Genomic DNA, 24,548 nt, shown 5'->3' on the forward strand with positions numbered 1-24,548 from the left:
TATCAAATGAAGTGGAGGCTGTTACGCCTCCACTGGTGTATGTTGTACTGATCTTATGCAGGTATTTTCCTTGGCTTTTCGCGCTCCCAGAAACGGTGTAGCGCAATAATCTCTACAAAGGTTTTGCTGAGTTGATCAAGATCTGCAGAAACGATGATACCCTCCCGCAAAACGGTTTCCCTGGAATATTCTGCCGGGAGCTTTTTAAGGAAATAGGTAGATTGCAATACCTGAAGTGCTTCTTCGTCTGCTGCAATTGCTTTGCAATGTTTAAAAGCCTCATTCAAAAAGTGGATGGCATTGGCCTCGGCCTCCAGTGCTGCTACAGCATTTTTTCCACCTGGAACATAAACCGCATCATATAATACAGATGCTGCTGTCAGGAAACTCTCGTCTACTTTAATCTTTTTATCTCCTTTTGAAGTGATCTCCCCAAGTTTTGGCGCAATAATGTGCACCACCGCACCATTGGCAATGAGTAAATCCTTAACTCCAGACAGGGATTTTTCATCCACACCATCTGCAGCAAGTATGGCAATCTTTCTGGTGCTAATGGTATCCTTAATCGTTTCTGCCATACTCAAAGGAGCCGATTTGGAAAGGCTTCCTTTAGGATTTAAAGAGGCATAGTCCGCAGGATCGCCATCAGCTGGTATACTATTGTTCAGTTCGTCCAGCGGGATCTTTGGAATATCCAGACCAAGCGCATAAGCAACAGCTGTAGCCAGTCCTTTATCAATTTGAACGAGTACCGCAAGCATACGCTCACGAATCTCGGTGGTTTTTACCTTTCCAAGCTCAAAACTCAGCGCATCAATAATGTGGTTCTTTTCCGGTTCGCTCTGCGAGTTGAAGAACAAGCGTGCCTGCGAAAAGTGATCAAAAAAACTTCTGCTCCTTGCCCTGATCTTTTTAGCATCAATACGTTCGTTATGGCTTACAAATCCCCCTTCAGCAGCTTTTACCTGTTGGGGATCGTTGGCTGCAATAGCGTTAGGTCCATAACTGGTTTTACCTCTATTGATCGTCTGGCGCATATAACCATCGCGCTGGTTATTGTTTACCGGCACTACTGGTCTGTTAATGGGAATTTCGTGAAAATTCGGGCCGCCCAAACGGATCAGCTGGGTATCGGTATAAGAAAAGAGTCTTCCCTGCAATAGCGGATCATTGGTAAAATCAATCCCCGGAACCACATGGCCAACGTGAAAAGCCACCTGTTCGGTTTCGGCAAAAAAGTTATCAGGATTTCTGTTCAATGTCATCTTACCAATACGCTGTACGGGTACAAGTTCCTCGGGAATCAGTTTGGTAGGATCCAAAAGATCGAAATCAAATTTAAACTCATCTTCTTCTGCTACGATCTGTACGCCCAGCTCCCACTCCGGAAAAGCACCAGCCTCAATGGCATCCCAAAGATCCCGGCGATGAAAATCAGGATCCTTACCGGAGATATTCTGGGCCTCGTCCCAAGCAACGGAATGTACGCCCAAAAGCGGTTTCCAGTGAAACTTCACAAAATTAGATACGCCACTGGCATTAACAAACCTGAAAGTATGAACCCCAAAGCCTTCCATCATCCGGTAACTCCTCGGAAGTGCCCGGTCGCTCATCGCCCACATGATCATGTGCGAAGATTCAGGCATTTGAGAAATAAAGTCCCAAAAAGTATCGTGTGCTGAGGCGGCCTGGGGCATTTCATTATCGGGCTCGGGTTTTACCGCATGTACCAGATCAGGAAACTTGATTGCGTCCTGGATAAAAAACACAGGCATGTTATTTCCTACAAGATCGAAATTTCCCTCCTGTGTATAAAATTTCACTGCAAAACCACGAACATCACGCGCCAGGTCAGTTGAGCCGCGCGAACCGGCAACGGTTGAAAACCTAACAAAGACCGGTGTTTCAACTTCAGGATCAAGCAGAAATGCAGCTTTGGTTAGTTCCGACATATCTTTATACACCTTGAATACACCATGGGCTGCCGATCCCCTTGCATGCACAATACGTTCCGGAATGCGCTCATGATCAAAGTGAGTGATTTTTTCACGCAGGATAAAATCCTCCAATAAAGTTGCTCCTCTTTCTCCTGCTTTTAATGAATTCTGGTCATCATTGATCCGAAGACCATGATTGGTGGTCAGCAATTCGCCAGTGGAATCCGCAACAAAAGATTCCAATTTAACGGTTTTATCATTTTCCTGACGAGCAGGTGCATTTTTCTTTTCAGATGTTTTCTTAGCCATAATACCTTACATTATGCCTATACAACCCAATATGCTGAACAATAGTTTTGTTTATCTGATACTAAAAAAAGGAAAACACAAAAAGCGGCACTAATTAAAAAACACCCGCTAAAATTAAGTTTCACCACGTTAACGGTTCGTCTTACCACGCCAACACAAAAAAGTGAAAATAAAAACCCTAGAATTAAGCAATTGGCTACTAAGCAATGGTATATGAACTTGTAAACTTCAGGGAAATAATTTTAGATGCCCTTAGGGCAGGAACAGTATATCAGCGTCCGCACAAGGAACTGCAAGACGAAATCGTAAAGGAAAGTAAACGAATATTCAATGCCATTCAGCACCACATCACACAAATAGCCCCTGACAGATCAAAGGCATATCTAACACAACATCAAAAAGGCTTGATTCAGTTAATGGAGGAGCTGGAAACCATGATGCATGATTCGCCTGATGCCAGTCATGAAAACAAAACGGAAGAAATTAATAGCCTAATCAATCTGCTCAACCAGATGGTTTTGGATCTTCAGCATTATTTCCCATATTATTTTGATTATCACAGTCCTGTTCCACTTATTTACCAAAAGCAAGTATTATTAAATATTGCAGAAAATTCTACCCAGATCTTTACAAACCTTGAAGAGCTGCATGCCGATTTGGAAGCCATCGAAGTTTTTACGCATATCTTTGAGCACTTAAATAGTGCTGCAGGCCGTTTCACTTTCGAACAGGCCGGATATCTGCGTGATTTTTTCGAATCACTTCAAATCGCATTAAAGAAATTTGTGCCCCCTTTAGAAATGCCGGGAATTATCCTACTGCTCAGCGCCTTAAATTTCAATCATCCATCTTTTTATCATTCCTGCTGCAGCCATTTTAATCATGAACTTCAAAAGTGCGAAAACATTAGCGAGCAATATAGATTACTCCATTTCTTTAAAAAGCTAATCGGGCAGGTTTTTAAAACCATAAGCCTACCATACAGCAGGAATTTGCCCGATATTGATGAATCACTGCTGAGGTATATTGAAAGCGAGATCAGCTACCTCAAATCAATTGATACCATCGCCGAAGACCTGAGTGCTGGTGGTATTTTAGACAGCAGTTTTAAAGTAAGCTTTACCGTAAGACAACTCGCGATCTTTATTCACTTACAAGTGGAGGCCGGCATTATCACAACTCAAAGCCCCAAGGCATTACATCAATACATTACGAAAAATTACACAATTCATTAAGTGTTAACCCGGCCTATGCAGGCTATAAGGAAGAATTCTTTGCTCAGCTTGCATTACGTACACAGTGGACAGGATTAAGTGGCGCCCCCCAAACGGGGCAAATTTCTTTGGATGGCGTTACAGAAAGTTTTAAAAAGAACATTGGTGTGGGTTTACAGGTTACGGCAGATAAGTTGGGCGCGCAGAGGGCAAACTCAATTTACCTCAATTATGCCTACAGGATACGTTTAGATAGAGACGATACCCAACGTTTGAGTTTCGGTTTAGCTGCAGGTGTTACCAATTATGTTATTGATGGCGCCTCCTTGCATCCTGTTGAGCAAGACGATGTTACAATACCTACCGGAACCGTAAGCAGTTATGTGCCCGATGCGCGCTTTGGCGTTTATTACAGTTCGCCAAACTATTATATCGGGGCGTCGATCATGGATATGTTTTCCGGCGACCAGTCAAATGATATTTTCAAATGGGATACCGCTACACAACAAAACATCAAGCGCAAACGCCATTATTATTTTATTACCGGCACCCTTTTCGAATTATCACGGGATGTAAAGTTAAGGCCAAGTTTACTTTGGAAAGAAGATTTTAAAGGGCCAAGCAGCCTGGATCTTAATGCCATGTTCGTATTCGGAGATAAACTTTGGGTGGGTGCAGGATACCGCACAGGCATAAACATATGGGATAAAACGTACAGAAACGGGCAAAATTTAAGCGATGCCAATTCCATTTCGGGCATTGCCCAGTTTTATGTTACAGACCGGCTGAGGTTAGGTTATTCTTATGATTATACCATTAATGGCCTCAGCAATGTGCAGAGCGGTTCTCACGAAATATCGATCGGGCTTACCTTCCCACACCGGTCTGAGCGCTTACTGAGTCCACGTTTTTTCTAATTCAATTACCATCTAGATTAATCCATTATGAATATTAAATATTTGCTGTACCTTTTAATAACCATCAGCTTTTATAACATCAGTTATGGTCAGGAACAGTTATCCTTTAGAGATCGGGCTAAACAAAAATATGAAAACTATGATTACGCCCAGGCTATCCCCATGTACCTTAAACTTGTAGATGTAAAAGATCCCCAGATAGGTGATGTAGAAAAGTTAGCTTACAGTTATTACAAGATAAACGATTACGAGGCTGCAGAAAACTGGTTTTCGCGCCTCATCGCCTATCCGGAAAGCAAAGCCGAACATCTGTTAACATATGGTTCGGTACTGAAATCAAACCTCCGTTATATCGAGGCTAAAAAAGTTTTCGAAACCTATGCCTCCAAAACCGGCGACACCAAAAAAGTAGCTAACGACTTATTGGGCTGCGATTCTGCACAGCTTTGGCTGGCTAAACCTACGGCTCATTTAATGCATAACGAATCTGCGGTCAATACATCGCTTTCCGAATTTGGTGTATTTCCATTTGCCTATACCGTATTTTATACCGGAGAGCCGGATGCAGGCGTTTTTAAAAGTGTATATGGCCGGACTGGAAATCCTTTTTTACGGATTTATACTGCAGATAGAACAGCCAGTGGCACTTTAAGTTTCCCCCTTGTCGACAAATCGGTTTACAATGATGCCGATTACCATGTAGGCCCCGTAATCAGTAATAAAGCAGGCAATATGCTTTTTGTTTCCCGAACATACGTTGGAAAAAAGGATGCAGAAATAGAATTAAAGGGGAAAACAAAGTTTAGAACAAATAATATCGAACTCTATATCTACACGGCAAATAACGGCAATTGGACAGCACAACCGTTCCTTTATAATAATGTAAAACAATATTCATTGGGCCATGCCTGTTTAAGCAAAGATGAGCAGACACTTTATTTCACTTCCGATATGCCGGGAAGTGTTGGGGGAACGGATATCTGGTTTAGTACCCTGCTAAGTGATAACACCTGGAGTAAACCACAAAATGCCGGCAGGGCAATCAATTCCGAAGGAAACGAAATGTTTCCTGAAATGGGAGCAGATAGTACACTTTATTTCTCGAGCGATGGTTTACCAGGCATGGGTGGCTTGGATGTTTTCGGCGCAAAAGGAAGTAGGGACAACTGGACAAAACCATTTAATCTACGTTATCCGATCAATTCGGCAGCTGATGATTTTGCCTTTGTAAACATGAGCCTGCCAACTGCTGATCTGGGAATCGGATATTTATCCTCGAATAGAAAAGGCGGAAAAGGTGGCGACGATATTTACAGCTTCCTGATTGAAAAACCAAAGATTATACTGGCCTTGAAAGGCAAAACTTTCGACAAGAGCACAGGCGCCTTGCTCCCGCTCACCAATATCACACTGATGGCGGGCGACCGCAGGGTAGTTGGTAAACAGCTAACCGCTGATTCTGCCAAATACTTTTTTGAACTCAGCAAGAATACAGATTATATGGTACTCGGTCAAAAAGTTAAATACTATAGTGATTCTGCAAGGCTAAGCACTGTCGGTCTTACCAAATCTGATACCCTGGAAGTTAATTTATACCTGAAACCACTCTTTGTAGTGGGCACAAAAATAGAAATCAAGAATATCCATTATAATTTTGATAAATACAATATCAGGCCTGATGCCGCCAAAATACTCGACGAAACCGTCCGCATCATGAGGGATAATCCCACGCTCGAAATTGAAATGGGATCGCATACAGATAGCAGAGGTTCTGACAGTTACAACATAGTCCTTTCACAGCGCAGGGCACAATCAGCCGTTAATTACCTGGTGAGCCGCGGCATTGCCCGTAGCCGGATGAAAGCGAAAGGTTATGGCGAAACGCAGTTACTTAACCGCTGTAAAAACGGCGTGGCCTGCTCAATTGCCGAACACCAGGCCAACAGGAGAACTGAGTTTAAGATTGTGAAATATTAATCACTAAACCATTATGGACTGAAAGTCCACAGATTTAATAACGAATGAAATTTATTATTAAAAAAGCCACAGATTCGCAGATTGCATCTAATCTGTGGCAAAAAATAAAAATTTGCAGCAAAGAAATCTTGCACTAAACTGCATCGTTTCAACTAAAGGATGAGACCATTAAATCCGCGCTGGGCTGGCCAAAAACCAGCCCATTTTTTGTGATAAAAACTTACAGATTTCTTAATCAAACTTGCTGCTGTAAGGATATGCCTTATTATAAAGTTTGGTGACCTATTCGCCCTTGAAAATAACAACTTTATTTCCTGATGTTAAAGGTGGACTGCGCTAAAATTTAAACTGCCCTGGCCCGATAGGGGCCTGAAAAAGCTGGCGGTACGCTTTCTAAAATAACAGAGTCATCTTTTGCCCATCCACATTCCATTTAGCCTGCAATCGCGACCAACAGTAACCAAAATCGTACTGAAGATGGGATCCTTTTGTAAAAATCATCCAATCTCCACTACTGCAAACGCCTACGATCAAACGTTTGCGCAGTCTTTTTTCTTTTACATCAATGTAATAATGAATACATTGTATTGAGGTTTTACACAGACTTTCATCCAGCTGTGTTAGGATTTAAACTGGCTAACTAAATATTACAAAACGAATGATCACCATAATCCATTGCTGGAATATGGCTCACTATAACCAAATATTTACCAAAACCTAAAAAATGAAAAAGAAACTATTACTCTTAACCGTTTCGGCTATTGTAGGGCTCACAGCCTGTAAAAAAGCAGCCGTATTACAAGATGAAGTTGTAAACACTAAAAAAACCATGAGTGGTGTCAGTGTACAATCCCTCACGCAAACCAATGTTTTTAATGTTACCGAAAAAATTAATGCATCAATTGAAAGAGATCGTTTAAAAAATGGATACTATTTAACCGATTTTACAGCAACCGGCTTATACATGGCTCCAGGTGCTACTTTAGATATCACTGTAGAGCAAACCGCAGGAACCCGTTTGCCTAAATTATTAATTGGCACCTACTCGCGGTATGGCACCTGGAATACCCAGCCCACCGTTGTACAGTTAACCGCAGGCACCAATACCATTAGTAATGCTGTTGGCGGCTTATTGTGGATCAGGTACACCAACTCGACCACCGGATCAACCGCTAAGTTAACTTTCAATAGCGGCTATACCTATGCGCCCTATTACAAACTTGGTGTGACTACAAATTCAGACTGGATTAACCAATTACAAACCTACACCACGCCCGATGTTGTTTTAGAAGGCACCAATTGTTTTATCGTCGTATCACGAACTAAAGCCATACAGTACCAGGCAGAAGATCAGAGCGCTATATTGAATAAAATTACACAGGTTATTGCGCTGGAAGATGATTTGAATGGCTTAGACAACTCATTACCTGCCCATGCTAAAAATGTGCATACTTATCTTTTAACACAGCATGAAGATCCGGCCTATTATTTTTTCGCTTACGATTACCGCACGGCTTATATTACTTCAGATGTGAATGCCATTTTAACTTTAAGCGCAGTAGGTACCAATGGCTGGGGCTTATGGCACGAACTGGGTCACCAGCACCAAATGATGTGGCGTTGGGGCGCTTTGGGTGAGGTTACGGTAAATCTTTACAGTTTATATGTGCAACGCACACTTACACCATCTATCAACAGGCTCGTAAATGATGGGGTGTGGCCAAAAGCTTTTACCTATTTAGGAAAACCTGCCGGAACCAAAGATTATAACGGATCAGCAAGTTATGCCAATCCTTTAACCGATCTGTTCATCAGGCTTTGCATGTTCCAGCAATTAACCCTGGCTTATGGCGATAACTTTTACAGAACCCTCGCCAAAAACATGCGTGTTGAAAATCCAACCCTAGCTAATGACGATGCCAGGTTGCGTTATTTCATGCTAAAAGCTTGCAGTATATCGGGCAAAAACTTAAGTAACTTCTTCCAGAAATGGGGATTGAATTTATCGACTCCGGCAGCTACTACCCAAATATATGCTGATATGGCCGCTTTGGGTTTACCTGCACCAAGCACCGATCCTTCTACCCTGCAAGACAACGTTGCACCTTTAACCGAATTAAGTAAAACCGGGTGGAGCATCAATTCTTTCAGCTCTGAAGAAACCAGTGGCGAGGGTGCTATTAATGGCAGGGCTGCCACTTTAATTGATGGAAGTTACAGTACATTCTGGCACTCACGCTGGACTACTTCTCCAACAAGTTATCCGCATCAGGTGGTTATCGATCTGGGTTCTTCAAAATCGGCAAACGGATTAAGTTTAGTGCAAAGAAGCGGCTTGAGCCGGGCGATTAAAAACTTTCAGGTGTTAACCAGTACCGATAATATCACTTTCACATCGGTAAATAATTATGTAGCTCAAAATGTTGCCGGCGCACAATATTTTGCATTTGGCAGTACCAAAACCTTAAGGTACCTTAAAGTAATTGCCACCTCTGCGCAAGACGGATTGCAGTTTGCATCGCTGGCAGAGTTAGGTTTATACAACTAAGCACTTAACAGGCTGTATCATAATATAGCATGTCATCCTGAGCCTGTCGAAGGAATTGTTTAAATGCCGCTCAAAGCATTTCAACTAATGACATTAATTTATGATACAGCCTCTTTTTATTTTACCACTTTACCCATTGCCTTTTTGATTTATATTCGCAGTATTAAAAACATCTGATACCATTATTTACCTATTGAATATCATTAATGAAAACAACAATTAACTCATTTAAAAAACTCACTTTATTTAGCCTTGTTTTAATAACGGCGGCCTGTTCTAAAAAGGAGCTTGAACCCTTAGAAACAGGTCCAACCATACCTGACTACTCTTTTACAGGCGCTTCTGCTGCAGAACTGATGTTCGAAGATGGCGAAGAAATGTCTACCATGACCAGCGAAAGTCGGAGATTTAATGTAAATAATGTATTGCGTATCGTGGCCCTAAACAATACCACGATCGAAGTAGCTAATTTTGCACCTGTTGATATCACTGATGCCACAATTCTGGTGTCGATTAAAGGTCAGCCACAAAAAATTCAGTTATTCCATATCGGAACCATTAAAGGGCATAGAATTAAACAAATGGAATATCCCTTTATCTCCGGTCAAACTGAATATCTCGACGTTAACAATAATACCGTAGATCTATCCGCCTATAAAACCATTGGCATTAATCCAGCTGATATTAGTTTTGAATTTACAGGCACTACCCCATTGATTACGAAGCTCAAAAAATTGAATATAATTAAATGGCAGCCTAAAATGCATGATTTTGATCCTCAAAATGAAGACAACAACTGGCTGGACGAACCAACAGCGAAACAGTTCAGGATGTTTACCGGTTTTATGATCAATTTTGCTTACATGTATACCGATGATACCATGCGAAGCAGTATCGTGAATGAACTCGTTATCGGCAATGATGGGACAACCCCGCTTACGACTGCTGAAAAGGAAGCTGATTGGATTAAAGCACAAACACGTACAAAAATCAATTGCGGTTTAACTGATACCCGTAAAGTATCGGGACTTGGTGGCGGAAGTACATTTGGTATGCCAGACTGGCTTACCTTAAATTATATGACCAAAAGTTACAGCACACCATTTCACGAAATGGGACATGTTCTGGGTTATAGCCACAGTTCATCGATGACTTACCCTCAAAACAACAGAGGCAATGTACCTGTATTTATGGCCAGACAGGATGTGATGAATGCAGCAGGCGATTTTCCGATAAGAACAAACAATTATTATAAACCTGATGATATTCCAGCAGCTAAACCAGCAACAAGTGCACGAAAAGCAATTGATAGCGGTTTAGAGTGTATTCATTAACTTCATATCAGGCAATTACGAAAGGTCGTTTAATAAATAAGCCTGCCCGGTTATGCCTTTTAGAAGATTTACTGTAATGAAAAGGGTAACAAAAATTGTTACCCTTTTTTATTTTAATAAACAGTGGAAAGCACGCTGGCTCAGTATTATTTTTTCATTTTTGGGCCGACAACGATTTTCCTTTTGCTTATTTTAGGTGCAATCTCCTGGCCAGGCCTTAATTTTGCGTCGTCTACATAATTTAGCGCTTCAGGCGATTGACCTACCCAATTGCTTTTTCGGCCTTCGATATGCATCGTGCCTGATGAAGGATCGATTGTTAAAGAAGTAAACAAAGCATCCTCGTAAGGACAGGTACTGGATATCCACGGATGGCTTTTATGAATTTCTTCTGAATAACTGTTGTGTTTGTATTTACCTCCAACCCAAAAATAAGAGGCCGAATTAATGTGGACATAGTTGATGTTTTTGATAAAAAGCTGGCAATCTATGTGCGTATGGCCATTTATGGCCAGCAATATTTTATCCGAAGCTGCACTTAATATTTCCTGTATTTCTGCCGCATTATCTACCGCCATGGCTCCCGCTAGTGGCTGGTGGCTGACTATAATAATAGGTTTATCGATTTGTTTTAGTTGCTGTTGCAGCCAGAGTTTTTGCTCATCATTAATGTAGGCTGGATAGCCGCCTTTGCGTGTTGGCGAGCCCTTATCATTTCCATCTAAAATAATAAAACACACCCCATTTATTTCTTTGGTATAATATCTTGATGGCATTTTCCAATAGCTCAAACATTGTTCTTTGGTGTGCCCATTGTCTGTATCATGATTACCAATAACATGTAATGCTGTTTGGTGTGCGTTATTAAACCGATCAATCAGTTCTTTATTTTTTTCATTAGGATAAGCGAAATCGCCCATTTGTAGGATCAGATCGGGATTGATTTTTTTAGTGTGCGCTAAAAAGGCATCTAATCTTTCGCTCCCATTGTGAATCACATCCTGATGAAGATCGGTGATGATCCCTACTTTTACTGGTTTTGCTTTATTCGCAAACATAGCAAGCGCCGTATCGGGGATCTGTAAAACGATACCCGTAGCAAATATGCCATTGATAAACGCCCTTCTATTTAATGTTTTCATTGTTTTAGCGTATTGTTTTTAATAATCGGTTCGACCAGACCTGAATTCTTGACAAGTTTAGCCTCACTGTATTCAAACTGTTTTATTTAAAGGTGAAAATGCCAGGCAGAAATTTTTCCGGCCTGGCATTTGGTTTCAGTAGCTTAAGGTGCAACTGATATCAAAATGGTCCAATCGCGTATAGTCCCATCTGCAGAATGCAGCCTATAGGTAAACTGGCCTTTAGAAAAATCGGCAATGATACCTGCCACCGGTGCGCCGTTCATTGGCTCTATTGTTTTTGCAAAGTGCGTAAACCTGATACCTACTTTAGTAAGGTCGGTTCCTTTTACGGCAACAATTCTTACGGTAGCCTGGCCCTTATCTACCACATTAGAGGTTGTCGTAATACCTGTTGTTTGATAACCAGTTACTACTTCTCCATAACCTAACTGATTCTTAACCTCGTCGTATTTGAATAATTGTGCCGTGGTAATATTGGCATTATCGCCCCACTGAGTATCATCTAATTCTACCCTTGGTTTCATACAAGCCGATAACATGAATAAACTCATTAACATCAGGCTATACAATATATTTTTATGTTTCATTTTTAATAATTTAATTAATACCAACAATGAATTAATTCCAACCCGGATTTTGACTGAGCGTTGCATTATTTGCCTGATAAAGTTTTATCTGCTGAAGCGGAATAGCACTTAGGTAATCTCTTCCCGGATTAATGTAGAGCCCTCTTCCCCCTGCCTTAAAATCGGCCACTTTAAAATAAGGGTTCATTCTTCCATTGGCAAATCTGTCTACATTGCTACCCACAACCAGACTAAATTCGTTAAGCGTATAACCATCTTTCCTGATTTGGCTATATAATGCTGGGTCTGATCCGTTATCCAAAGTAACCTGGGCTGGCGTACGATTGAAATAATCAAGAAACTCCTGTAATAAGGCCCCTTTTGGCTGATAGCCGTTAATTACCTTTTCGTATACGGCCCATCTTTTTAAATCATCCAGTCTAAAACCTTCAAGAGCAAACTCTACACTTCTCTCTCTTCTGATTTCATTTAAAACAGGCGTTGCAGTAGGATCGAATCCGAGATCCTCGCGGTATGTTCCCGGCGTAATGGTATTGATATTTAAGGGTGTCATGCCTACCCGGCTTCTAATCAGGTTTACTGTTTTGTCTATATCGGTTTGATTAATTGTTCCTAATATAGCTTTGGCTTCGGCTAAAGCCAATAAACCTTCTTCGTAGCGCATCAGGATATCATCTGTTTCACCTTTTGTGGCCTCTTGTGCCAATACCGCACCTTTAAAATTCCGGTATCCGGTTGAAGTAAATCCGATGGAAGTATATGGTGCCTGCGAAGCAATTACCGGGTACCTGAACGGTACGCCGTCTCCTCCTCTGCCTGCCAATTGATTAAGGGGACCACGATCTGGCGTCCACACCGTTTGTTTAAACCTGGGATCTAAAGTATTACCGAGCTGATTCAGCGTATTGGTATAATTTGCTGGAAAAACCTGTGGTGTTCCATCCTTGTTTAAATAAATATCAACCAGGTGGTCGGTAATAGAAGGACCAGAATCTAAAATCTTGAAAAAGAAATTGTGACTCAATGCAAGCAAAGCGGCATCATAAGCCTTAAAAAGAAAAACACCATCAATATTTGCTGCATTTTTTTGTGCAAAAAGCTGATTGTATGCAATTGTTTTATCGCCCGCACCAGTAAATATCTTTGTGCCATTCCTGTTGATCAGCTGTAAAACTGTGGGCTCGATCATTTCTAAAAACTCGACACCATTTTTACCAGCCATCGCATAAGCAGTCGTTTTTTTACCATGGTAATATTCCCAGGTGCCTTCGTATAATGCAACCCTAGCTTTTAATATCAACGCGGCTTCTTTATTTACTCTTCCTGCAATTGCGGCCTGACCTTCTCCTTTCCAGTTTAGTTTAGCGATAGCTAAATCCAAATCTGCGATAATCTGTTTCGCAACATCATATCTCGAAGCCCTTGGCTGGTATAACTTGTCGAGGTCATTGTCATTTAAGGCTTCTGTAACAATGGGCACACCGCCAAAATTTCTAAGTAAGCTGAAATAATCCCATGCCCTGAAAAAGTATCCCTCACCAATGTAATGGTTGGCCGCATCTGTTTTTTCTGCATTAAGATTGGCATATTTGAGGAAATAGTTATCTGATCTGATATTTGCATAACCTCCAGACCAGCTGCTATTGGCATCGGGCGCGACCGAAACCGCATCCCATCTGTATAAACTACTGGTAGCTGTTGTTTGTACAATCATCATATCTGAATTGGCATCCAGCGCCAGGTTACTGTTGCCACCGGTTGGGGTACCCGTACCGCCCTGGGTATTATATTGTGGTGCTAAGCGGCCATAAAATCCGTTAACAAAAATTTGCAGGTGGGTTGCAGTCTTAAAAAAATCATTTGGATTTACAGCATCCAGCGGAGTTGTATCTAAAAAATTTTTCTTACAGGCCACAAAACACATCATTACAAAGAGCGCAAGTGCGATTTTGCTTGATTTACTAATGTAAGCTTTCATCTCGATTATATTTATGTATGAAGTGATCGATTAGTTATAGGTTGATGTTTAATCCCATTGAATAGTAGCGTAGTGGCGGATAACCATTTACACCATTTCTTAAAAGCTCGGGATCATATTTGATAAAGGATTTATTGTAAATGAATCCCAGATTTTCGCCACTAAAATAAACGTTAACCTTTTTCAGTTTAACTTTGTTCACCCATTTCTGAGGGAGATCGTAAGCAAGCGTAACGTTTCTTACCCTTAAATTGGCCAGGTTTAACGAATATTTATCGGTTGCTGATCCTCTTCCAGTATTAAATGCAGGGAAAAAAGCATCTGTATTACCTGGACTCCAATAGCCTAAATCGGTACTTTCTTTAAATGCAGGGGTATAGAAATAAGCTAAATCGGCACCTGCTTTAGTCCCCCACACCCATTCGGTATCGTTATAAACACGCCATTGCATTACCCCTTCTAACACTGCTGAGACAGTAAAATTATTCCAGGAAACAGTTGGTAGTATGGAATAACTCTTGCGTGGATAATTAAACCCGTCTTTAATGACATCGCCCCTGCTATACCAAAAACCACCGTTGCCAGAATTGATGTAACCATCACCATTAACATCGTTGTACATGATGTATCCAGGGTAGTTATAGGTTCCGCTTAAGGTTCCTGTTCTCAAATCACCCGCGTTTTGCGCAATACCTTTTACACCATACACGTAGTTTTGTCCAAATTGTTCACCGGGTGTCCAAACACCACTTACAATACCTGTTTTATTTGCATTGTACTCGGTAACGTAACCGATATAATCGCTCATGTTAAATTTAAGCGAATAGTTTAAAGGTTTGCCTGCGGCCTGAAACTGATCATTCCATCCTACCGAGAGTTCCCAGCCACGGGTTTCGGAAACGGCATTGTTTTTTCTTGGGGCATCAGTTCCCAATACCTGTGGAAGTGGGTCAACAGGGCCAATTTGATCAATTACAGTGCGCTGGTACCATTCGTAGGTTACATTAAGCCTGTTTTTTAGCGCAGTGATATCCACACCAATATTTAAAACGGTTGGTTTTGCCCAGGTTAATTCTGAGGTCACTAAATCAGGAGTTGATGCGACATTAGCATATGTCCCGCCTAAAAGAAGATTTTTATTAACGGTGGTGGGTACAGTTGGCAAATAAGTGTAATATTCAGGGGTAACACCATCTTTTTTAAAGGCATTTAAATCTCCAGAAGTTGACCAGGAAACACGAGGCTTAAATTCTGAAATGATGTTTTTTAAAGGCCAGAAATTTTCCTTTGCTGCATTCCATGCTCCTGATAATGAAGGGAAATAGCCCCAGCGAGATTTACTCGCAAATCGCGAACTGGCATCACTTCTGCCGGCAAGCTTTACAAAATATTTTTCAAGATAATCGTAAGTAATTACGCCATAAAAACCTAGGGTGCTCCATTGATACATACTATCGCTTGCAGTAGGATTATTGGCTGCAGTACTAAGTGATTCTGAAACATCCTGCGCAAATAAATCCGTTTTGCTACCCGATAAAGATTTAAAGCCAGTTTCTTCGGTTTGAACACCGAACTGTGCTAAAAAATTATGTTTTTGTGCAAACGAATTACTATACTGGGCACTTAATTTAGCCATCTGATAGCCCAGCACGCCATTTGTTTTACTAATACTGCTCAAATTTGCCGAGCGGTTGTTTTGGATTTTGGTACCATCAGGCAGTTCGGTATAAACAACCTTTGTTACTTTAGAGTATTCGGTAAAGCTCTGTCTTCTTGAGTAATCTGCATTAATTTCGAAATGTTTGAAAGGCTTTACTGTTGCTCCACCGCTAAGCACAATATCATTTCTGGTATTGTTGATAAGTCCGCCATCACCTAAAATGCTTGCAGCGCCCAGGATCCACGAATATGCATTTCCAGATGGAACTCTTAACGGTGTAGCAAAATACTGCATCATGCTGGAGAAAATAGCGTCATAATTGGCTATGTCACCGCCGTTTCCGGTATAGTTGGGACCTTGGTTGGCCTGCCTCGCATAATTGATATCTGTTCTCAGGTCCAGCCAGTCTGCAGCTTTATATTTAAGCTTGGTTTGAAAGCTATATCGGGTATTGAAATTTAAATCACCTTTTAGTAGACCTTTGGTATTATTATAACCAAAGCTTGAAAAATAGTTAACCCGATCAGTTCCTCCACTAAAATTTAAATTATGTTGCTGACTGAAATCATGGTTATTGAAATAGGTATCGTAAAGCTTTGTAGTTGCAAAAGACTGCTCTCTGGTCCAGCCTTTAAAACCGGCATCGCCACTTGGAAACTGCCCATTTTCAATATACTGTTGTGCTTTATCACCAAATTGAGTTCTTAATGCATTAAACGACGGATCATTCCAGTCTTGTCTTAGCCAGGCTTCCATCCGTGCAATGGTAACCGCATCAACGCCATCTGTACCCGTTCCATTAGGCTGCCCGTTACGCTGCGCAATGTTAATGTACCTTGCCCAATCAGGCGAATTGGGCTGCGTTGGGGCAAGCACCATTTGACCGATTTTAGAATTAGTAGTATAGTTCACTGATACTTTTCCTTCTTTACCGCTTTTTGTGGTAATCAATAATACACCATAAGGCGCTCTCGATCCGTAGATAACTGTTGATGCCCCATCCTTTAAAAAGGAAACGCTTTCTACATCATTAGGATTAACGTCCTGAATGGGTCTTTCAACCCCGTCAATTAAAATTAATGGTGCACCGGTACTGTTAATTGATGTAAAACCTCTGATATTTATGGAAGGATTAGCTTCAGGCGCACCACTTGGCATCCTGATGTTCAGTCCGGGAGCTAAACCAATCAAACCATCGGTTACTGTACGGATAGGTCTATTTTCAAGGGCCTTTCCATCTATGGTTTGAACAGCATCGGTAAGGCTACTCTTTTTAACTTTACCATAGGCAGTTACCACCACATCGTTTAAAACTTCCTGGCTCGGGCTAAGTGAAATTGAGCCATTTACTGCACCCGCTACAACTTCTTTGGTTTGGTAACCAATAAAAGATATCACCAATACAGCCGCTTTATCTTTTACTTCGATGATGAAGTTACCGTTTCCATTTGTTTGCGTTACATTCTTCGAGCCTTTTTCGGTTATACTCGCCCCAGGTATGGGATTACCGTTTTCATCGACTACTTTTCCTGTAATTTTTTCGGCAGGCAATTGAATGGGGTTAAAAAAATTAAACTTTATTTCTTTTCCTTTGATCAGCACGGTTTTATCGGTGATCTCAAAGGCTAATGCCTGATCTTTAAAACAGATTTTTAATACCTCATCAAGGGAAGCATCCTTAACATTAATGCTCACCAGTTTGGCTTGTTTTACGATCTTCTTATTGTAAAAAAAATCATAATTACTCTGATTTCGGATTTCATCGATAATTGATGATAGGGACGCATTGGTTCTATTAAGGGTTATTTTTTGGGCGAAAGTGCTCGCACTAACCTGCATAATGGTTATTATCAATAAAAATGTTATCATTTTCATCACCAGCAGAATTTTGTAAAGGGCATGGCAGTTACCTCCATACCTATTATGTAAGTTTAAATTCATAAATTTGGATTTGTTGGGTTTCGGATTGATTCTTCGTTAAATTTTATTCCGACTTGTCGGAATGGGTAACTCAACATCCGGTCAGAGGTGCGCTAACACCTTTGGCCATTTTTTGGTTTACCACAGTTGTCGCCATTATTTCGTCACAATTACCCTCCTTCCCTCTATTTTAAAATGTACGTCGCCGTTAAACTCTATGATTTTCAATAAGGAAGATATATTCTTAGCACGCGAAACTTTGCCTGCGTAAACATTATTCGGATCGGGTTTAGTTTGATAAACGACATCAACATCATACCATTTAGCTACTTTTGTCATAATGGTTTCGAGGTTATCATCAAATTTGAAATAACCATTTTTCCATGCCACTACATCTTCCATATCGATATCATTGGTTACGGTAATTTTTCCCGCATTTACCTGGGCCTGTTCTCCCGGAACAAGTAACTTGCTTACTTTTCCCTCCGAAATTTTTACTGAACCTTCTAAAAGCGTTGTTTTAATGACTTTGTCTTCTGCATAGGCCATCACATTAAAATGTGTACCTAATACTTCAACTACCTGACTACCCGCATGCACTTTAAAAGGCATCTTCGCGTTATGCGCAACCTCGAAATAGGCTTCACCAGAAATTTTCACCTCCCTTTCATTACCGATAAAGTGTATTGGATAGGTTATACTCGATAGGGCGTTTAACCAAACTTTAGAATGGTCCGGAAGAATGACCTGCCACTGTCCGCCCACGGGCACTTCAATCGTATTAAACTCTGGTTTTAGCCCTTTTGATGCGGTAGTTGCAGTTGCTTCATAAACCAGCTGACCGTTGGCTGTTTTAGAAATCCGAATTCCAGTTTGACTGGCGATCTGGCCGTTGGTTAAACCGGCTAAACTGATCTTTTTACCGTTTGCAAGCGTTAAAATTGCCTTATTACTCCCCGGAGCCACATCGTTAGCCTTGGCTACAACGAGGTTGTTTTGATCTGTTTTTTGTACCCCTGATTTAAAATAAAATAAAGCACCAATGACCAGCAGCATGGCCGCAGCTATTGCAAATGTTTTTAACCATTGATTTGGATAAAGCTTTATGGCTGGAGTTGACTCTGATTTGATGCTGTCGCTAATCCGCAATAACATCTTCCGTTCGGTTTCCGAACGTTCATCAGCCGACATGTGATCGGTATAACCTTCATTCGAAGACTGGTTTTCGTACCAAAGTTCAATTTCCTGGATTTCGGCGGGTGTAGCCTTTCCATTTTTGAACCTGGTCATAATTTCCAGCAAATGCTCATCGAACGTGTTTTGATTCTTGCTCATATAACAGTATTCGGAGCAAAAGCAAAAAGGTTCTACAGGAAATTAAAATAAATTCAAAATAAAATACAATAAACTGATTTACAACACAATAAATTTAATTAAAACTGAATCACTAAGGAGTCAGCGTCCATAAATTTATGTAACGAATAAATTTGCTATTAAAAAGATGGCATATCATAAAGCCGATTTCAGCCCATATGCTATCATGTTGTCCAAAGGACTGTCCAAACACCTTAAAGCATATTTAAACAGATCATTCGCCAAGCTATCAATGACATTATTTTATAAACAATTATTAATCAGTACTTTAACTACTTCGTATTTCCATCCAGCCAGGCCATAGCACGGTATCCCCGTTCTACTTAAATCCGGCCTAACAAATTTTTCGGGCTACATTGTTCTGGCCACACAGCTGGCTTCAAAAGAAAAATTTTCAGCCGGCATTTTTTGTTTCTTTTTGATGCCAAAAAAAAAGAGCCATTCGGCGGCGGCGAGCCGAGGCAAGACCGTGGTGTATGGCAAAAGAAATCAATTATATATCACTACTAATATTGATTTTTATAAATAAATTATTTCTCAGGATGACAAGTCTACATTTATGATACAACCTCAAAAAATAAATTGCATAAACTAAAACCATTGCCCTGAGAGTACATGGTTTCCACTAACGGAAAGACCAATCAATTTATTTAGATAAAAAAAGCAAACAGGCAATCATCAGATAGGTTCTGCTGCCTTTAAACTCCTCTCTAAGGAAAAGCATGGCTTTATGAAGATGTTTTTTTACCGTGCTTACCGAAATCTCCGCACGCCGGGCAATCTCCTGATGCGACAGTTCTTCAAATCTAAACATCATAAATACTTCCCTGCATTTTTCGGGTAATTTACTGCAGGCAGAAAGTATAAGTGTTTTAAACTCCTTGCTTTCCAACTGATGATCAGGCAATACCGGTGAAAGGTTTGTTTCTGCAATCAGGTTGTCGATATGTTTATAGTGTAGCTGTTGCAAACGATAGGTATCGATTACTTTAAACTTAAGCGCTGTTTTAAGATAAGCCTCCAGCGTAGATTTTGGATCTATTTCATTGCGGCGAAAATAGAGATTAACAAATATTTCCTGCACCACCTCTTCCGCATCTTCTTTCGAACGTAAGCGCTGGTATGCTGTGTTGAGCAGAACTTCCCAATATCTGCGATAAATTTCAGTAAATGCGTTTTCATCACCTAACCTCAGTTGGGCAATTAAATCAGCGTCAGAAAATTTCTCATTAGTTTTCATCATGTTAAAAGCTAGCCACTTAAAAAATTATTTTTAATCCACTTTAATTTTATGAGGGGCGTTAAAGCAATTGTTTATTACACATGTTTTTGCATATAAAAAATTTTATTTGGTAGAAGTGATTAAAATTAGAACTTTTTATTTGTTTAGCAAAACTAAACTATGTTTATTATGATATAAATAAATTCCTGTTAATTTTTAGTTACCAAATTTTAATACCGGTTCTGATAAAAACTGGAAAGTATTTGAGAAAAAGAAAGGTAAGTAACGACTAATCAAAGAAATAACAAAACCACATAAAGCTTTACCAGCTCTTGCACAAAGTAATGACCGATACCAGATCATCGGATCGGAACCGTGAGGTAAACCGTAAAATTGAATATTAAAAAAGGTCTGTCAGGCTTATAGATTATTTACTTCAAAGCCACGATAGCTAAGCATTTCGGCATTATGCGAAACAATCAGACGGAGTTTTAATCTTTCTATGATTGCTCTGGCTTGCGCAATATTTCTTTGCATATCGTTTATTCCCCTGATTTCTATTCCACCCGACATGAGTTTAAATTTGCTGGGCTCAAACTGGTCAATAAACTGCTGTAGATCCGGACTCACTTTTACCTGATTATTTTGCATCATTAATTCTTTTGCCACAAAGCAAGATAAAGCGTTTTAACTTATCAGCGCATTCATATTAACTTATTAAGAAATTAGTATTTTACGCTAAAAGAAATTACGGTCATTGAATATCATGTATTTAATTGCACTTGAACTGAAAATGCAATAAATTAGCTAAGCAATCAAAGCCGGCCCGATTGGCCGGTAGCGAACCTCTTCCTAAAAAACAGATGATGCCCAATAACAAAGTATATCCGCTAAGCCTGCTGTTTCTGGCACTTTTATTCAGCTCCGTATCTGCAATAGCGCAAATTGTACTCAAGGATAAAAAATATCGTGTAGACACTAAAATATTCGCGCAAACTGATTCAGCTACACTAAAGTTAGATATTTATTACAGTGGTAAAATAACGGAAACTAAGCCAACAGTTCTTTTTGTATTTGGGGGAGGTTTTGTAATGGGCCGCAGAGATAGCAAGTTATTTGATCAATATTTTAACACTTTATTGGCGAAAGGATTTAAAGTGGTTTCTGTTGACTATAGACTTGGCCTTAAAGGAAAGAAATTTCCGAGTCCATTTAATACTTCTAATTTAAAAGCCGCTATTGATACCGCTACAACAGATGTTTTCGATGCAACAGCATACCTCATCAGAAATGCAAAAGAGCTCGGCATTGATACTGCGATGATTATCCTATCGGGATCAAGTGCGGGCGCAATTACGGCACTGCATGCCGACTATAACAAGCGGAATGCCACAGCCTTGTCGGTTAAACTTCCACCGCATTTTCAATACAAAGGTGTAATTTCTTTTGCAGGAGCCATACTAAGTTATCATGGTGCACCCAAATATGTTATACCCCCAGCACCTACCATGTTTTTTCATGGCACAACCGATAAACTTGTTCCCTATAATAAAGTGAGGTTGCTGAACCGGGGCTTTTTTGGCTCTAAGTATCTTGCACATACCTTCAGCAAAAACGGATATCCGTATTACTTTCAGTATGTACAAGGTATGGGGCACGAAATAGCAGGTACCCCAATGGTGGAAAACCTGCCTGATATTTTGTGGTTTATTGAAAATTACATCCTTAAACAAAAGCGCTATTTTATGGAAGTAAATTTTAAAGATGCAGACAAAAAACCCAGCTTTAGCATACCTCCTGCTTTGAAAAAGAGGTAGCGTAAATGGAGTGGTTCGCTATTTTTTCAGTTCGAGCACTGCAACGATAGGCAAATGATCTGAGGCGTATCGTTCAGGAATAACCTCGTGCGAAACCACTTGAAAAGGATTTCCGGTTTTAAAAGCAATATGATCAATTGTTTTGCGTGGGTTAATCACAGGAATGGTAAAACCACAATCGCTACAGGTTCTGGTAAAATTCGAATCGAATATCTTGATGCTTTCTGAACCTGGATCGGCATTCAAATCACCTGCAACAATTAGTGGTAAGGTTTCCTGTGCGGTTAAGCGATTGATCTCTTTAGCCTGAAGGATGCGGTTATCTTCCGGACGTTGGGCATCAAGATGGGTAGAAGCAAAACGGATAAAAACGCCTTTGGCAATTTCGGCAGTTGCAATGGCTAAAACCCTTTGTTCTGCTTTGGCATCGTTATTTTTAGGCAACATAAAAGTTTGTTGTGCAGATAAAGGAAAACGTGATAAAATGGCTACGCCATAGTCGCCCCCATCATGGTCAATTGCTTTACCAAAATAAAAATTCATCTTTAATTTAGTAGCCAAAACCACGGCCTGGTTAATACTTCCTGATCTTTTGGTATTCACATCCACTTCCTGTAAGGCCACCAGATCTGGTTTTTGCTGTGCTATCGCTTTGGCAATGGCATCAACATCAATAAGGCCTTCTTTCTCTTTTGATGGCGGATTGCAATGGTGAAGGTTATAAGACATTACACGCAGTACATTACTGTGCTTTGATTCAGCTTGTTTGCTGATCCTGGGTGAACATGCGCCCAAAAGGCAAATGCTTAATATTAAAAAAGAGTATAATTTCATATCGGTTAAATTAATAAATAAAAAGAGGCCGTATCATAAAATTTTAATGACACAGCCTCTTATATTAGCTACCAGCCTGGGTTTTGCCCCAGTACCGGATTACGTTGTAGTTGGGTAATTGGAATTGGCCAGAGATAATTTTTAGGCGCAACAAATTTTCTACCGGTGTTTACCACAAAATACCCATTGGCATCTGTCGCAATGGTGGCTACATATTGCTGATTAAAGCTTTCAACCAAACTTTTCTTCATGCCCTTTACATCCTGGGCCAATAAATCGCCTTGTTTCCAGCGGAGGATGTCATAATAACGCTGTCCTTCAAGTGCCAGTTCAACCCTTCTTTCGCGTCTGATTTCGGTTCTTAAATCCAATCCGGCCGCTGCAAGTTCGGTAATTACCATTCTCTTCATCCCCACACGATCGCGCAATTTATTAATGGTATTATCAATATCAGTTTGGGTAAGTGTACCTTGCTCCAACCTGGCCTCTGCAAAAGTAAGCAGCACTTCAGCATAACGGATATGATGGATATCGTTCGAATCCTGGCTTACTGTACCTACAGCAGCAACTTCTACGTATTTGCTAAAGTAAAATCCGGTTCCGGTTATACAACCCTTTTTATCGGCATTCCATTTAGGCGTGTTAAATATCGGATTTGTAGTGGCATCGGCATCACCATCATCTTGTCCACCCCAGGCTCCACCAGGTGTTAATATCGTTTGGTTCATGCGTGGATCCCTATTTTTAAAGATATCGGCATAAGTGCTTTCGCTATACAATGGTGATTTATCTATCGGAAGTCCATCGATACATAAATAAGCATCAACCAAGGATTTGGTTGGCGAGTAGCGACTCGTTTGATCGGGCACCTGGATTTCGCGACTGGTGTTGTGCACACTTACCCCGGCAACATTCGGTCTGGCTAAAATGGTTTCTTTGTTGGCTCCTCCGGCTAATTTTCCTTTGTAGGTAAAAAGGTCGTTATAACATTTGGCTGTACCACCGGCTGTATATAGCTGATAAACATTTAAGTCCATTACTGATTTAGCGGCAGCTTCGGCAATGCTCCATTTCTCAAAAAAGAGTGCTACCCTGGCTTTCCAGGCAAATGCGGCTCCTTTGGTAATACGGCCAAGGTCTGCTGCAGTATAAGCCGTTGGAAGGCCTGCCGCAGCTGCATCTAAATCGGCAAAAACAAATTCGAGCACTTCTGCCCTTTTATTACGCGGACCAAATACTTCTTCATCACCAATATCGAGTGTTTTGGAGAGTAACGGCACATCGCCGAAAAGGAAGATCAGATAAGTATACATAAAAGCCCTCAAAAACCTTACTTCGCCTGCATACTGCGCCAAAGCAGTGGCACTGATATTGGTGGCTTTGGTATAATTTTCGAGAAAATGGTTACAACGCCTGATGGCCGCATATAAATTTACCCATTCGGAGTTTAAGGTACCAGAGGTAAAATCGTAATTACCTGCAGAAATGGCCTGATATTCTGAATTTGGCGGGTAAATGGTATTGTCGCCCATGTTTTCCATGGCGATGGTATTATTGTTTCTTAAATTGCTGTAACAGGCATTCGCAGCCAGTTTTAGCTGTTCTTCCGTTTTCCAGAAGCTGATATCGGTTACCGAATCCAGCGGTTCGCGGTCAAGAAATCCTTTTTTACAACTGGCTAAGAAAAAGGATGGAATCAGTGCAGCGCCGCCCAACAGACCCGTTGCTTTTAAAAATGATCTGCGGCTGTTGATATATTGATTTTGATTTTTCAT

Annotated in this window: 16 protein-coding genes; 6 read left to right on the top strand and 10 right to left on the bottom strand. The window is 40.6% G+C overall.

The features are described 5' to 3' along the window. Nucleotides 1-53 precede the first annotated feature (53 nt). Nucleotides 54-2,246 (bottom strand): catalase HPII, encoded by a 2,193-nt coding sequence (katE, locus tag CA265_12385; GenBank protein ID ARS40411.1) that lies wholly within the window; start codon nucleotides 2,244-2,246, stop codon nucleotides 54-56. A 206-nt stretch (nucleotides 2,247-2,452) separates the two neighbouring features. On the opposite strand from katE, the gene CA265_12390 reads away from it, so the two are divergent. The 5 genes from CA265_12390 (at nucleotide 2,453) to CA265_12410 (ending at nucleotide 10,236) form a co-directional block, all read left to right on the top strand. Then, on the top strand, nucleotides 2,453-3,481 hold the full coding sequence (locus tag CA265_12390) for a hypothetical protein (GenBank protein ID ARS40412.1): 1,029 nt from the start codon (nucleotides 2,453-2,455) through the stop codon (nucleotides 3,479-3,481). Beyond that, on the top strand, nucleotides 3,442-4,377 hold the full coding sequence (locus CA265_12395) for a hypothetical protein (protein ARS40413.1): 936 nt from the start codon (nucleotides 3,442-3,444) through the stop codon (nucleotides 4,375-4,377). The genes CA265_12390 and CA265_12395 overlap by 40 nt, the downstream gene beginning before the upstream one ends. Nucleotides 4,378-4,404: 27 nt before the next feature. Then, nucleotides 4,405-6,354, top strand: a complete 1,950-nt coding sequence (locus CA265_12400; GenBank protein ARS40414.1) for a hypothetical protein — start codon at nucleotides 4,405-4,407, stop codon at nucleotides 6,352-6,354. A gap of 724 nt (nucleotides 6,355-7,078) precedes the next feature. After that, entirely contained in the window at nucleotides 7,079-8,902 is a 1,824-nt protein-coding gene (locus CA265_12405) for a hypothetical protein (protein ID ARS40415.1), read from the top strand. Between the two features lie 206 nt (nucleotides 8,903-9,108). After that, on the top strand, nucleotides 9,109-10,236 hold the full coding sequence (locus tag CA265_12410; GenBank protein ARS40416.1) for a hypothetical protein: 1,128 nt from the start codon (nucleotides 9,109-9,111) through the stop codon (nucleotides 10,234-10,236). A gap of 146 nt (nucleotides 10,237-10,382) precedes the next feature. Here CA265_12410 and CA265_12415 read toward each other — a convergent pair whose 3' ends face one another. The 7 genes from CA265_12415 to CA265_12445 form a co-directional block, all read right to left on the bottom strand. Next, nucleotides 10,383-11,378, bottom strand: a complete 996-nt coding sequence (locus CA265_12415; protein ID ARS40417.1) for a hypothetical protein — start codon at nucleotides 11,376-11,378, stop codon at nucleotides 10,383-10,385. A gap of 143 nt (nucleotides 11,379-11,521) precedes the next feature. Beyond that, nucleotides 11,522-12,034 (bottom strand): hypothetical protein, encoded by a 513-nt coding sequence (locus CA265_12420; protein ARS40418.1) that lies wholly within the window; start codon nucleotides 12,032-12,034, stop codon nucleotides 11,522-11,524. Continuing rightward, nucleotides 12,000-13,946 carry a hypothetical protein gene (locus CA265_12425; GenBank protein ID ARS40419.1) on the bottom strand — a complete coding sequence of 649 codons (1,947 nt, stop codon included), beginning with the start codon at nucleotides 13,944-13,946 and terminating at the stop codon, nucleotides 12,000-12,002. Before CA265_12425 ends, CA265_12420 begins: the two co-directional genes overlap by 35 nt. A gap of 34 nt (nucleotides 13,947-13,980) precedes the next feature. After that, nucleotides 13,981-17,547 carry a hypothetical protein gene (locus CA265_12430; GenBank protein ID ARS40420.1) on the bottom strand — a complete coding sequence of 1,189 codons (3,567 nt, stop codon included), beginning with the start codon at nucleotides 17,545-17,547 and terminating at the stop codon, nucleotides 13,981-13,983. A 135-nt stretch (nucleotides 17,548-17,682) separates the two neighbouring features. Further along, nucleotides 17,683-18,861, bottom strand: a complete 1,179-nt coding sequence (locus CA265_12435) for a hypothetical protein (GenBank protein ARS40421.1) — start codon at nucleotides 18,859-18,861, stop codon at nucleotides 17,683-17,685. A gap of 685 nt (nucleotides 18,862-19,546) precedes the next feature. Continuing rightward, on the bottom strand, nucleotides 19,547-20,143 hold the full coding sequence (locus tag CA265_12440; GenBank protein ID ARS40422.1) for a hypothetical protein: 597 nt from the start codon (nucleotides 20,141-20,143) through the stop codon (nucleotides 19,547-19,549). Between the two features lie 399 nt (nucleotides 20,144-20,542). Beyond that, nucleotides 20,543-20,773, bottom strand: a complete 231-nt coding sequence (locus tag CA265_12445) for a hypothetical protein (protein ARS42971.1) — start codon at nucleotides 20,771-20,773, stop codon at nucleotides 20,543-20,545. 179 nt (nucleotides 20,774-20,952) lie between these two features. Here CA265_12445 and CA265_12450 point away from each other — a divergent pair, with 179 nt between their 5' ends. Further along, the gene (locus CA265_12450) at nucleotides 20,953-21,939 is read left to right on the top strand and encodes a hypothetical protein (GenBank protein ARS40423.1); all 987 of its coding nucleotides are present in this window, start codon (nucleotides 20,953-20,955) and stop codon (nucleotides 21,937-21,939) included. A gap of 18 nt (nucleotides 21,940-21,957) precedes the next feature. Here the strand turns inward: CA265_12450 and CA265_12455 are convergent, their stop codons facing one another. Then, nucleotides 21,958-22,773: an endonuclease/exonuclease/phosphatase gene (locus tag CA265_12455; protein ID ARS40424.1), complete on the bottom strand. Its 816-nt coding sequence runs from the start codon at nucleotides 22,771-22,773 to the stop codon at nucleotides 21,958-21,960. 68 nt (nucleotides 22,774-22,841) lie between these two features. Continuing rightward, on the bottom strand, nucleotides 22,842-24,548 hold the full coding sequence (locus CA265_12460; GenBank protein ID ARS40425.1) for a RagB/SusD family nutrient uptake outer membrane protein: 1,707 nt from the start codon (nucleotides 24,546-24,548) through the stop codon (nucleotides 22,842-22,844).

The sequence above is a fragment of the Sphingobacteriaceae bacterium GW460-11-11-14-LB5 genome, assembly GCA_002151545.1.
GTDB lineage: Bacteria > Bacteroidota > Bacteroidia > Sphingobacteriales > Sphingobacteriaceae > Pedobacter.